This is a genomic window from Lentzea flava (assembly GCF_014648475.1).
Lineage (GTDB): Bacteria > Actinomycetota > Actinomycetes > Mycobacteriales > Pseudonocardiaceae > Lentzea > Lentzea flava.
Window position 1 is genome coordinate 80,880 of record NZ_BMRE01000038.1, and the last position, 12,341, is coordinate 93,220.

A 12,341-nucleotide genomic window follows, 5' to 3' on the forward strand; every position below is an offset into this window, starting at 1 on the left:
GTTTTGCCCGAGCTGGAAAGGCATTCGTTCGACGTTCTCGTGATCGGCGCGGGTGGCGCCGGTCTGCGTGCCGCGATCGAGGCCCGTGAGCACGGCATGCGCACCGCCGTTCTCTGCAAGTCGTTGTTCGGCAAGGCCCACACGGTGATGGCCGAGGGTGGCATCGCCGCCGCCATGGGCAACGTGAACTCGAGCGACAACTGGCAGGTGCACTTCCGCGACACCATGCGCGGTGGCAAGTTCCTCAACAACTGGCGGATGGCCGAGCTGCACGCGCAGGAGGCGCCGCAACGGGTCTGGGAGCTCGAGACCTACGGCGCGCTGTTCGACCGCACCAAGGACGGCCGCATCTCGCAGCGCAACTTCGGCGGCCACGAGTACCCGCGCCTCGCCCACGTCGGCGACCGCACCGGCCTCGAGCTGATCCGCACGCTGCAGCAGAAAATCGTGTCGCTGCAACAGGAAGACCACAAGGAGTTCGGCGACTACGAGGAACGCCTGCGGGTGTTCCAGGAGTTCACGGTCACCGACCTGGTCAAGGACGGCGACCGGATCGCCGGCGCGTTCGGCTACTGGCGCGAGTCCGGCCGGTTCGTGCTGTTCGAGGCTCCGGCGGTGATCCTCGCGACCGGCGGCATCGGCAAGTCCTTCAAGGTCACCTCGAACTCCTGGGAGTACACCGGCGACGGCCACGCGCTGGCACTGCGCGCGGGCGCCTCGCTGATCAACATGGAGTTCATCCAGTTCCACCCCACCGGGATGGTCTGGCCGCCGTCCGTCAAAGGCATCCTCGTCACCGAGTCCGTCCGCGGTGACGGTGGCGTGCTGCGCAACTCCGACGGCAAGCGGTTCATGTTCGACTACATCCCCGAGGTGTTCAAGGACAAGTACGCCGACAACGAGGAAGAAGCCGACCGCTGGTACACCGACCAGGCCAACAACCGGCGCCCACCGGAGCTGCTGCCGCGTGACGAGGTCGCGCGCGCGATCAACTCCGAGGTGAAGGCCGGGCGCGGGTCACCCCACGGCGGCGTTTTCCTCGACGTGTCCACGCGCCTGCCCGCCGAGGAGATCCGGCGCAGGCTGCCGTCGATGCACCACCAGTTCAAGGAACTCGCGGACGTCGACATCACCGCGCAGCCGATGGAGGTCGGCCCGACGTGCCACTACGTGATGGGTGGCGTCGAGGTCGACCCGGACACCGGATCCTCGTCCGTGGCAGGGCTTTACGCCGCCGGTGAGGTGTCCGGCGGCATGCACGGCTCGAACCGGCTGGGCGGCAACTCGTTGTCGGACCTGCTGGTGTTCGGCCGGCGCGCGGGCGCGGGAGCCGCGGAGTACGTGCGGGCGATGACCGACCGACCTGTCGTCTCCGAGGAATCCGTCACCGAAGCGCGGGCGACGGCGCTGAAGCCGTTCCAGCAGGAGGGCGGCGAGAACCCGTACACGCTGCACATGGAGCTGCAGCAGTCGATGAACGACCTCGTCGGCATCATCCGCCGCGCCGGTGAGATGGAAGAGGCGTTGCAACGGCTGGAGAAGCTCAAGGAACGCGCCCAGTCGCTGACGGTCGAGGGACACCAGCAGTTCAACCCGGGCTGGCACCTCGCGCTCGACCTGAGGAACATGTTGCTGGTGTCGGAATGCGTGGCGAAGGCGGCGCTGCTGCGCACGGAGTCCCGTGGTGGCCACACCCGTGACGACTACCCGTCGATGGACGCCGAGTGGCGGCGCAAGCTGCTGGTGTGCACGGCATCCGGCGACGGGGTCGCCGTGGAGGAGAAACCGCAGATCCCGATCCGCAGCGACCTGCTGGACCTGTTCGACCGCACCGAGCTGGAGAAGTACCTCACCGCCGAGGAGTTGTCATGAGCTACCAGGGGAAGTTCCGGGTGTGGCGCGGTGACGACTCCGGCGGCGCGCTGGAGGACTTCACCGTCGAGGTCAACGAGGGTGAGGTCGTGCTCGACATCATCCACCGGCTGCAGGCCACGCAGGCACCGGACCTCGCGGTGCGGTGGAACTGCAAGGCGGGCAAGTGCGGCTCGTGCTCGGCGGAGATCAACGGCCGGCCGCGGCTGATGTGCATGACCCGGATGTCGGTCTTCGAGGAGTCGGAGACGATCACGGTCACGCCGATGCGGACGTTCCCGATCATCCGCGACCTCGTCACCGACGTGTCCTTCAACTACACCAAGGCGCGTGAGGTCCCGTCGTTCGCGCCGCCGAAGGACCTGGCCCCGGGCGAGTACCGGATGCAGCAGGTCGACGTCGAGCGCTCGCAGGAGTTCCGCAAGTGCATCGAGTGCTTCCTGTGCCAGAACACCTGCCACGTGGTGCGTGACCACGAGGAGAACAAGGAGGCGTTCTCGGGGCCGCGGTTCCTGATGCGGGTCGCCGAGCTCGAGATGCACCCGCTCGACACGGCCGACCGAGTCGACCAGGCGCAGGACGAGCACGGGCTCGGGTACTGCAACATCACCAAGTGCTGCAGCGAGGTGTGCCCCGAGCACATCCACATCACCGACAACGCGCTCATCCCCATGAAGGAGCGCGTCGCCGACCGCAAGTACGACCCGGTCGTCTGGCTCGGCAACAAGCTGTTCCGGCGCTCGTAGTCATCCGGCGGGCTGCGGCGTGACCAGTCCGGACTCGTAGGCCGTCACCACGGCCTGCGCCCGGCTGGTCAGCCGCAGCTTCGTCATCACGCGGTTGAGGTGCGTCTTCACCGTGCCCTCGGTGACGCTCAGCCTGGTCGCGATGGCGGCGTTGGTCATGCCGGTGGCGACCAGTCTCAGGACCTCGCGTTCGCGTTCGGTGAGGTCGTCGAGCCCCACCGGGACCCACGGCGCGGAACGCGGATCACCCAGCAGGTACGCCGCGACCAGCCGGCGCATCACCGTCGGGCTGAACTGCATCTCGCCGGACGCCACCGCGCTGATCGCGGCCAGCAGCCGCTCGGGTTCCGACTCCTTCAGCACGAACCCGGCGGCACCGAGGCGCAACGCCTCCTGGACGTACTCGTCCAGGTCGAACGACGTCAGCACCAGCACCCGCGCGGACTTCGTGACGCGGGTGAGCGCCGCGAGCCCCGGCAGGCGGATGTCCAGCAGGATCACGTCCGGCGCGCACGACTGCGCCAGCCCCACGGCGGTCTCGGCGTCCGCCGCCTCGCCGACGACGGTCAGATCCGGTGCAGCGTTCAGCAACGCGACCAGGCCCGCTCTGAACAACGGCTGGTCGTCAACCACAAGCACGCGCGTCACAATGTCCCTCATTCATGTGACGTCACCGCAGTAGATTCCCCCAACCGGGAGCGTACCGCGAAAGTTGACGCGAGATCCACTGTTCGTGAGACGACCTGGTTCCGTTGACGCCGATACGTTGCGGCACATGCGAACCGCATCGGCCGATCTGCTCGCCGTCCGCACGATCACCGCCGACGGCTCGGACGTCTACCTGCGGGTCACGTCCAGCCCAGTCGACCTGGAGATCCGCTGGTACCGCGACGACGACCACCGGGTGGCGGGCAGTCCCGTCCTGTTCCCCGCGGGGGATCACGCACGTCGGCGCATCGGCGCGAACTTCCGCGCCGGCACCACGTTCTGCCTGGACGTCGTCGGTGACGCGGGGGACGCCTGGTGCGGCGTCGTCGACTGGAACGTCTACTCCTGAAGGGCAACCGTGTCGAACTGCGAATCAGTGATCCGGAAACAGCGAACGGGGCGTGTCCGATGTGGACACGCCCCGTCGTTCGAGTGCCGGCTCAGACGGTCAGTCCGCCGCCGACGGTGGCGGTGGACGCCGCGCCGAGCTGGACCTGGGCGGCCGCGTCGTCATCGGTGTGGATGACCTTCTTGTTGCGGCGGTTGCGCTTCTCCAGGTAGTTCGCGAGCCACGTCAGCAACAGGCACAGTCCGATGTAGATCAGGGCGACGACGATCATCACCGGGATCATCGGGCGGCCGAAGTTCACCGCGTCGTTGCCGATGCGGGTACCCCAGCGCAGCAGCTCCTCGTAGGTGATGAGGAAGCCGAGCGCGGTGTCCTTCAACAACACGACGAGCTGGCTGATGATGGTCGGCAGCATCGCCCGCAACGCCTGCGGCAGCAGCACGAGCGTCATCACCTGCGTCTTGCGCATGCCCAGCGCGTACGCGGCCTCGCTCTGGCCCCTCGGCAGCGCGTTGATGCCCGCGCGGAAGATCTCCGCGAGCACCGAGCCGTTGTACAGCATCAGGCTGATCACGACCGCCGTGAACGCGCTCAGCTTCACCCCGGCCACGGGAAGGCCGTAGTAGAAGAAGAACATCATGATCACCAGCGGGATGGCGCGGAAGATCTCGACGATCACCGCCGCGGGAGCACGCACCCACCCGTGGTCGGACAGCCGGGCCGCCGCGAAGATCGCGCCGAACACGAGCGCCAGCACCGCGCCGACGGCGAACGCGCTGAGCGTGTTGCCGATCGCCTCGACCAGCGAGAGCTGGATCTGCTTGTAGTTGATCCAGTCGAGCCTGCGGGCCGAGAACTGGTCGGTGGCGATGAACCGCCAGACCACGTACGCGACGGCCGCGAGCGCCACGACGATGCCGGCGACGGCCATGATCTTGTGGCGGACGCGGGCCTTCGGGCCGGGGACGTCGAACAGCACCATGCTCATCGGGCCACGCTCCACCGCTTCTCGAAGACCTGCTGCACGTACGTCAGCGGCATCACCAGGATGACGAACCCGACCGCCACCCACAGGAGTCCGAACAGGACGTTCTCACCCTGCTCCGACAGCGAGTCGCGGATCGAACCCGCCTGGACGACGGCGAAACCGGACGCGACCGTCGTGTTCTTCAGCAACGCGATCATCGTGCTCGTCATCGGCGGCACGACCGAGCGCAACGCCTGCGGCAGCACCACGTTGCCCAGCATCTGGGTGAACGTGAGACCGAGCGCGCGCGACGCCTCGGCCTGACCGACCGGCACGGTGTTGATGCCCGACCGCACGACCTCGCAGACGAAGGCCGCCGTGTAGAGCGACAACGACACGACCGCCGCGGTGTAGGGCTCGATCTTCACGATCTCCAGGAGCGGGTACGCGAAGACGAAGAAGACGAAGACCAGCGTCAACGGCGTGTTGCGCAGCACCGTCACGTAGGTCGCGCCGATGCCGCGGAACACCGGCACGGGGCTGACCCGCAGCGCCGCCAGGATGGTGCCGAGCACCAGCGACAGCACCGCGGAGATCGCGAAGAGTTGGAGGGTCTGCCCGAACGTGTACAGGAACAGATCCAGGTGGTTGGTGAGGACGCTCATCGGTTTCCTTGCCGTCCGTCCGCCATCAATGGAACGGCCGGCGGACCCACGTGGGGTCCACCGGCCACGTGAGCGACGTCAGTAGCGGTCGATCGTCGGCTTCTGCGCCGTCGAACCCGACTTGCCGAGCGTCCCGTCGTAGATCTTCTGCCAGGTGCCGTCGTCCAGCGCCGCCTGCAGGATGTCGTTCACCTTGTCGCGCAGGGCCTTGTCCTCCTTGGGCAGGCCGATGCCGTACGGCTCCTTGGAGAACGTCTTGCCGACGACCTTCAGCTTGCCCTCCTCGGCGGCCGCGTAGCCCTTGAGGATCGCGTCGTCGGTGGTGACCGCGTCGGCCTCACCGTTGAGCAGCTTGGTGACGCACTGCGAGTAGCCCTGGAACTCCAGGATGTTCTCCGGCTCGGTGTAGCCCTTGTCCCGGATCTGCTTGATCGGCGTCGAGCCGGTGACCGAGCAGACCTTCTTGCCCTTGAGGGTCTCCGGGCCGGTGATGTCGGTGTTGTCCTTCTTCACCAGCAGGTCCTGGCCGGCGACGAAGTACGGACCGGCGAAGCCGACCTTCTCCTTGCGGCCGGCGTTGATCGTGTAGGTGCCGACGTAGTAGTCGACGTCACCGTTGATCAGCGCCTGCTCGCGCGCGGCGGACTGGATCGTCTTGAACTGGATCTTCTCGGGGTCGAAGCCCAGCTTCGCGGAGATCAGGCGCGCCATGTCGATGTCGAACCCGCTGTACTTGTTCGTCGTCGGGTCCTTGTAGCCCAGGCCGGGCTGGTCTTCCTTGACGCCGATGACGAGGTTGCCCCGCGCCTTGGCCTTCTCGAACGTGGGCGAGCCGTCGACCTTGACGTCCTTGGCGACCTCGAAGAGGCCGGCGGGCGCGCCCTGGTCGGTCGGGCTGCCCTCCTTGCCACACGCGGTCAGGGCCAGTGCGCCCGTCAGCAGCACCGCCGCAAGGGTGCGAACCCTCATCGTCCTTCTCCTGCCATTCGTTCGAAAGTGGGCTGACTTCTAGTGAGTCAGGATCTTGCCAAGGAAGTCCTTCGCGCGGTTGGACTTCGGGGCCGAGAAGAACTCTTCCGGGGTCGAGTCCTCGACGACCTCGCCGTCGGACATGAAGATCACCCGGTCCGCGGCCTTGCGGGCGAAGCCCATCTCGTGGGTGACGACCAGCATCGTCATGCCGTCCTTGGCCAGGCCCGTCATGACGTCGAGGACCTCCTGGACCATCTCGGGGTCCAGAGCGGACGTGGGCTCGTCGAACAGCATCACCTTGGGCTTCATCGCGAGCGCGCGGGCGATCGCCGCACGCTGCTGCTGCCCACCCGAGAGCTGAGCCGGGAACTTCTCCGCCTGGTTGGCGATCCCGACCCGCTCGAGCAACTCCATCGCGGTCTTGCGCGCTTCCGTCGCCGGGGTCTTGCGCACCTTCACCGGAGCGAGCATCACGTTCTCGACGATGGTTTTGTGCGCGAAAAGGTTGAAGGACTGGAACACCATGCCGACATCGGCGCGCAGGCGGGCCAGTTCCTTTCCTTCGGCGGGAAGTGGCTGACCGTCGACCTCGATCACACCGGAATCAATCGGCTCGAGTCGGTTGATGGTCCGGCACAGGGTCGACTTACCGGAACCCGACGGCCCCAGCACGACCACGACCTGCCCCTTCGGCACTTCCAGCTGCACGTTCTTGAGCACGTGCAACGGGCCGAAGAACTTGTCCACACCCGCCACGCGAATCATCGGCGAGGTAGAGGCGGCAGTCATCCAGTCCTCCATTTGGGGTCGTCGGCGTTGGCGGAAACCTAGGTGTCCGCCACCACACCAGTCCAGGACATTGAGCAAGACTTAGGGTCTCAACTCTGTCACAGGCAGACATCGGTTGCCCGGGAGGTAGCGAAAGTGCGCGTGCTGCTCGTCGAGGACGACGACAGGGTCGCAGAGGCCTTGGTCCCAGCCCTGACCAGACGGGGTTTCCAGGTGGACCGGCAGGCCACCGGGCGCGGCACGCTCGACCGCCTGACCGGCGTCGACGTGGTGCTGCTCGACCTCGGCCTGCCCGACATGGACGGCGTGACGCTGTGCCGTGCCATCAGAGCCGCGTCGGACGTCGCGATCATCGTGGTGTCGGCGCGAGGGGAGATCGACGACCGGATCCTCGGCCTGCACGCCGGAGCCGACGACTACCTGGTGAAGCCCTATGACGTGGGCGAACTCGTCGCGCGGGTGCACGCCGTGCGCCGACGTCGCGGCGCCGATCCCGTCGGGGTGGGGGCGGTGTCGACGGAGGTGTTCGAGACCGGGGACGTGCGAGTCGACCTGGGACGCCACGAAGTCACCGTGGCGGGTGAATCCGTCGCCCTTTCGCGCAAGGAGTTCCAGGTGCTCGCGCTGGTCATGGCGGCGGGTGGCGCGGTGTGCACACGGGAGCGGATCCTCGCCGAAGTGTGGGGCCGCACGTGGTCCGGCGCCAACCGCACGCTCGACGTGCACGTCGCCACGCTGCGCACCAAGCTCGGCCGCCCGGCGCTGCTCGAAACCGTGCGCGGCGTCGGCTACCGGTTGGGCCAGGTGTCGTGAATCTTCACCTGATCGTGTTCGGTGACGTGTCGTGAGGTCGCGGCTGCTGGGCGTGGTGCTCGCCCTGATCGTGCTGGTGCTCGTCGGCCTGGGCGTGCCGCTCGGGCGCGGCGTGGCGGCCGCGGAACAGCAGGAGATGTTCCTCGACCGGCTCACCGACACCAGCCGGTTCGCCTCGCTGGCGCAGCGCCCGTTGATCGACGACAAGCCGAACCTGCTGCGGCCCGAGCTGGAGCGGTACAGCGAGCTCTACGACATCGGCGTGGCCGTGGTGGGCCGCGACGCGCCGACGGTGCCGCTCGTGGCCTCCCGCAACGACCTCGCGCTCGGCGACAGCGCCGTCCAGGACCTCGTGAGCAAGGCCCTGGCCGGACGGTTGCCGGTCGCGCCGCCGTTGTTCATGCCGTGGAGCGACACGAAGCTGGTGCTCGCCGAGCCCGTGCTGGTCGACGGCGAGGTGCGCGGTGCGGTGATCACGTTCTCGCCGACGTCGAAGACCCGGTTCGAGGTGCTGGCGTGGTGGGGGTTGCTGCTCGCGGCGAGCCTTCTGGTGCTGGCGCTCGCGGTGCTGCTGGCGCTGCCGGTGGTGCGGTGGACGTTGCGTCCGGTGCAGGCGCTGGACGACGCGACCGGGAAGCTGCTCGCCGCGGTGGTGTCCGGCCGGCCGGTGCCGCCGGTGGGCGCGGAGAGCGGGCCGCCGGAACTGCGGCAGCTCAGCCGCTCGTTCGACCAGATGGCCGCGAACGTGAGCGATGTGCTTGCCGCGCAACGGGCTTTCGTCGCCGACGCGTCACACCAGCTGCGCAACCCGTTGACCGCGTTGAAGCTCCGGCTGTCCAACCTGGAGGGTCACGTCGACGCCGAGGCCGAGGTGCACCAGGTGGAGGCGTTGAGCGAGGCCGACCGGCTGAACCGGATCCTCGACGAGCTGCTCGCCATGGCGCGCGCCGAGTCCAGTTCGGTCGATCCGGTGCCGGTCGACGTCGACAAGTCCGTGGCGGCGCGGCTGTCGGCGTGGCAGGCGGCGGCGACGGCCAAGGAGGTTCACCTCGTGCTCGACGGTGAGCGTGTCGGCATGGCACTGGCGCCTCCGCGTGGTGTCGAGACGGTGCTCGACGCGCTGCTCGACAACGCGCTGAAGTTCACCCCGGAGGGAACGCTGATCGTGGTGGACGTGCGCAAGGACGGCGACGTCGTGCGGCTGTCGGTCGCGGACCACGGGCCCGGTCTGCAACCCGAGGAGCTCGAACGCGCGACCGACCGGTTCTGGCGCAGCCCGGCGCACCAGAACGTTCCCGGTTCGGGGCTCGGTCTCTCGATCGTGCGCCTGGTCGTCGAGCGCGTCGGCGGGACGGTCCGCCTCGAGTCGCCGGAGGAGGGCGGCCTCAAGGTCGTCGTCGAACTGCCCGCGGTCTGACGTTCCCCGCCGACCAATATATTGGATATTACACTTTGGCTTCGCGGTAGTAGCGCATGGCGCCGTTGTGCAGCGGCACCGGTGACGTCTCGATCGCCGACCGCTGCTCTATCGTCCGCGCCGCCGAATGGGCCTTCACGAGCTCGGGCTGCCCCTCGAACAGCTGCCGCACCAGCGCCTCGGCGACGTCGTCGGGCATCTTCTCGTTGACGAGCAGGAAGTTGCGCACGACGAGCGTGATGACCGGCCCGGACTGCAGGTTGTAGGTCGACGCCGGCAGCGTCGCGGACCCGTACACGGGATATTGCTCGCGGAACGACGACAGGTCGTCCCTGAGGTCGAGCATCCGCACCCCGAGCTCCTTGGTGAGCTGCGAGATGCGCGAGGTCGGCAACCCTCCCGACCAGAAGAACGCGTCGAGCCTGCCCTCGCGCATCCACTGGGCCGACTCCTCGAGGCCGAGGTTCAGCGTCTGCGGCGTGACGTTCAGCGACTTCAGCAGCCGGCTCGCGATGATCTCGACACCCGACTCCTGGGCGCCGATCGACACGCGCAGCCCCGACAGCTCGCGCAGCTTCGTCACCGGCAGGTCGGCGCGCACGATGACCTGCAGGTAGTCGTCGTGCATGCGGGCCAGCGCACGCAGCCGGGACGCGCCCTCGACGCCCTCGACGGCGTCCGCCTGCGAGAAGCCGACCTGGGCCTGGTCGTTGACCAGGCGGGTGACGTTGTCCTTGGACCCGGCCGTCGCCACGACCTGGGGCCGCACGATGCCCAGACGCCCGCTCCAGATGTCCGCGAGGCCGTTGCCGAGCCGGTAGTAGACGCCGCCCTCGCTGCCGGTGGCCATCGTGATCTTGACGTCCTCGACCGTGCTGCCACAGCCCGTCAGGACCGTCGCGGCGGTCAGCAGGCTCACGGCGGCATGCACTCGTCCCAGCACCTGCGCATCGTGCCACGCGGGCGTTCTACGCTTGCACCCGACGAAAGGTTGGTTGCAGTGACCCGCAGTTACCAGATACGCACGTTCGGTTGTCAGATGAACGTGCACGACTCCGAGCGGCTCGCCGGTCTACTGGAGGACGCTGGCTACGCGCGGGCCGCCGAGGACGAGCAGGCCGACGTCGTCGTCTTCAACACCTGTGCGGTCCGCGAGAACGCCGACAACAAGCTCTACGGCACCCTCGGCCACCTCGCGCCGCAGAAGGCCGCGAAGCCCGGCATGCAGATCGCCGTCGGCGGCTGCCTCGCGCAGAAGGACCGCAGCGAGATCGTCCGCCGTGCCCCGTGGGTCGACGTCGTGTTCGGCACGCACAACATCGGCTCGCTGCCGGTGCTGCTCGAACGCGCGCGGCACAACTCCGAGGCGCAGGTCGAGATTTTCGAGGCGCTGGAGACGTTCCCGTCGTCGTTGCCCGCCACCCGCGACTCCGCCTACTCGGGCTGGGTGTCGATCTCGGTGGGCTGCAACAACACCTGCACGTTCTGCATCGTCCCGTCCCTGCGCGGCAAGGAGAAGGACCGCCGCCCAGGCGACGTGCTCGCCGAGGTCGAGGCCCTGGTCGCCGAGGGCGTGCTGGAGGTGACGCTGCTGGGGCAGAACGTCAACTCCTACGGCGTCGAGTTCGGCGACAGGTTCGCGTTCGGCAAGCTGCTGCGCGCCTGCGGTGGCATCGAGGGCCTCGAGCGCGTGCGGTTCACCTCCCCGCACCCCAAGGACTTCACCGACGACGTCATCGCCGCCATGGCGCAGACGCCGAACGTGTGCCACCAGCTGCACATGCCGCTGCAGTCCGGTTCGGACCGCGTGCTCAAGGCGATGCGCCGCTCGTACCGCACCGAGAAGTACCTCGGCATCATCGACAAGGTCCGCGCGGCCATGCCGGACGCCGCGATCACCACGGACATCATCGTCGGCTTCCCCGGTGAGACCGAAGAGGACTTCCAGGGCACGCTCGACGTGGTGCGCCAGGCCAGGTTCTCCTCGGCGTTCACGTTCCAGTACTCCAAGCGTCCCGGCACGCCGGCCGCCGAGCTGCCCGACCAGCTGCCGAAGGCCGTCGTGCAGGAGCGTTTCGACCGGCTCGTGGCGCTGCAGAACGAGATCACGCACTCGTTGAACCTCGAGCAGGTCGGCCGGACCGTCGAGGTCCTCGTCGCGACCGGCGAGGGCAAACGCGACGCCGAGACGCACCGCATGAGCGGCCGTGCCCGCGACGGACGCCTCGTGCACTTCACGCCCGGTGCCACGGCCCCGCGTCCCGGCGACGTCGTCGAGACCGTCGTCACCTACGCCGCGCCGCACTACCTCGTCGCGGACGGCGAACCGCTGACGTGGCGCCGCACCAAGGCCGGTGACCGGTCCGAGGCGGGCATCAAGCCCAAGACCGCGGGTGTGGGTCTGGGTCTGCCGTCGTTCGGGGCTCCGGCTCCGCTGCCCGCCGTGTCGGGGTGTTCCGCGCAGTGAGCGAAGAGGAGTACCTGCGCAAGGAGATCGACGCGGTGGAGCAGCAGGCGGCCCGCCGCATCGATCCCGGCACCGGGGCGCTCACGATCTCGATCGCGGTGCTGGCGTTGCTGGTGTCGCTGATCCTGCCGTGGGTCGGCGACGACACGGGTCTCTCGGTCGTGCTCGGCGAGTCCACGTCGTTCGTGCCGCGGCTGTTCTCGTTCTTCGCGCTCGGGGTCGGGGTGCTCGGTTCCGGGATCACGCTCGCGGTCCGCCGGTGGGGTCTGGCGTGGGTGTGCGCGCTGGGCCTGTTCGCGGGCTCCGTCACGGGTGTGCTGTCGATCTGGACGCAGCAGACGACCACGAGCAACAAGGCGATCGGGCCGGGTCCCGGTGCCGGGTTGATCATCGCGGTGATCGCGGTGATCGTGCTGCTGGTGAAGTGGGTGAAGATCGCGGCTTCGCGTCCGCCCCAGCTGTAATCGCCCCTCAACACGCCAGAGGCCCCCTCTCGTTCCCGGCGAGTTCTAGGGGGCGTCGCAACACAACTGATCAACTGGCTTGGGCCAGGAGCTTAGTCAAGCGCTCGGCTGG

At 68.1% G+C, this 12,341-nt stretch carries 13 protein-coding genes; 7 read left to right on the top strand and 6 right to left on the bottom strand.

Annotation, left to right across the window (positions count from 1 at the left end; all coding sequences use genetic code 11):
* The first annotated feature begins 3 nt into the window (after positions 1 to 3).
* Positions 4 to 1,872, top strand: coding sequence for a fumarate reductase/succinate dehydrogenase flavoprotein subunit (locus IEZ09_RS32535; protein WP_189257632.1), 1,869 nt, complete (start codon positions 4 to 6; stop codon positions 1,870 to 1,872).
* Positions 1,869 to 2,618, top strand: coding sequence for a succinate dehydrogenase/fumarate reductase iron-sulfur subunit (locus IEZ09_RS32540; RefSeq protein WP_189257633.1), 750 nt, complete (start codon positions 1,869 to 1,871; stop codon positions 2,616 to 2,618). The genes IEZ09_RS32535 and IEZ09_RS32540 overlap by 4 nt, the downstream gene beginning before the upstream one ends.
* Here the strand turns inward: IEZ09_RS32540 and IEZ09_RS32545 are convergent, their stop codons facing one another.
* Positions 2,619 to 3,266 (bottom strand): response regulator, encoded by a 648-nt coding sequence (locus IEZ09_RS32545; protein ID WP_189257634.1) that lies wholly within the window; start codon positions 3,264 to 3,266, stop codon positions 2,619 to 2,621.
* A gap of 127 nt (positions 3,267 to 3,393) precedes the next feature.
* On the opposite strand from IEZ09_RS32545, the gene IEZ09_RS32550 reads away from it, so the two are divergent.
* On the top strand, positions 3,394 to 3,675 hold the full coding sequence (locus IEZ09_RS32550) for a hypothetical protein (RefSeq protein WP_189257635.1): 282 nt from the start codon (positions 3,394 to 3,396) through the stop codon (positions 3,673 to 3,675).
* Between the two features lie 91 nt (positions 3,676 to 3,766).
* Here IEZ09_RS32550 and IEZ09_RS32555 read toward each other — a convergent pair whose 3' ends face one another.
* From IEZ09_RS32555 to IEZ09_RS32570, 4 genes are all read right to left on the bottom strand, one after another.
* Positions 3,767 to 4,663, bottom strand: a complete 897-nt coding sequence (locus IEZ09_RS32555) for an amino acid ABC transporter permease (RefSeq protein ID WP_189257636.1) — start codon at positions 4,661 to 4,663, stop codon at positions 3,767 to 3,769.
* A complete protein-coding gene (locus IEZ09_RS32560) occupies positions 4,660 to 5,307 on the bottom strand; it encodes an amino acid ABC transporter permease (RefSeq protein ID WP_189257637.1) in 648 nt (215 codons plus the stop codon). The genes IEZ09_RS32555 and IEZ09_RS32560 overlap by 4 nt, the downstream gene beginning before the upstream one ends.
* A 78-nt stretch (positions 5,308 to 5,385) precedes the next feature.
* Complete coding sequence (locus IEZ09_RS32565; protein WP_189257638.1) at positions 5,386 to 6,276, bottom strand: glutamate ABC transporter substrate-binding protein; 891 nt, start codon at positions 6,274 to 6,276, stop codon at positions 5,386 to 5,388.
* A gap of 39 nt (positions 6,277 to 6,315) precedes the next feature.
* The gene (locus tag IEZ09_RS32570) at positions 6,316 to 7,044 is read right to left on the bottom strand and encodes an amino acid ABC transporter ATP-binding protein (RefSeq protein ID WP_189257650.1); all 729 of its coding nucleotides are present in this window, start codon (positions 7,042 to 7,044) and stop codon (positions 6,316 to 6,318) included.
* Between the two features lie 159 nt (positions 7,045 to 7,203).
* Here IEZ09_RS32570 and IEZ09_RS32575 point away from each other — a divergent pair, with 159 nt between their 5' ends.
* Both IEZ09_RS32575 and IEZ09_RS32580 read left to right on the top strand, forming a co-directional pair.
* Complete coding sequence (locus tag IEZ09_RS32575) at positions 7,204 to 7,881, top strand: response regulator transcription factor (protein WP_189257639.1); 678 nt, start codon at positions 7,204 to 7,206, stop codon at positions 7,879 to 7,881.
* 31 nt (positions 7,882 to 7,912) lie between these two features.
* Entirely contained in the window at positions 7,913 to 9,298 is a 1,386-nt protein-coding gene (locus tag IEZ09_RS32580; RefSeq protein WP_189257640.1) for a sensor histidine kinase, read from the top strand.
* 28 nt (positions 9,299 to 9,326) lie between these two features.
* On the opposite strand, the gene IEZ09_RS32585 is transcribed toward IEZ09_RS32580, so the two are convergent.
* Complete coding sequence (locus tag IEZ09_RS32585; RefSeq protein WP_229813154.1) at positions 9,327 to 10,241, bottom strand: TAXI family TRAP transporter solute-binding subunit; 915 nt, start codon at positions 10,239 to 10,241, stop codon at positions 9,327 to 9,329.
* Between the two features lie 57 nt (positions 10,242 to 10,298).
* On the opposite strand from IEZ09_RS32585, the gene miaB reads away from it, so the two are divergent.
* Together miaB and IEZ09_RS32595 are read left to right on the top strand one after the other, a co-directional pair.
* Complete coding sequence (gene miaB / locus IEZ09_RS32590) at positions 10,299 to 11,765, top strand: tRNA (N6-isopentenyl adenosine(37)-C2)-methylthiotransferase MiaB (protein ID WP_268247663.1); 1,467 nt, start codon at positions 10,299 to 10,301, stop codon at positions 11,763 to 11,765.
* Positions 11,762 to 12,229, top strand: coding sequence for an Rv2732c family membrane protein (locus IEZ09_RS32595; protein WP_229813156.1), 468 nt, complete (start codon positions 11,762 to 11,764; stop codon positions 12,227 to 12,229). The genes miaB and IEZ09_RS32595 overlap by 4 nt, the downstream gene beginning before the upstream one ends.
* Positions 12,230 to 12,341: the final 112 nt, after the last annotated feature.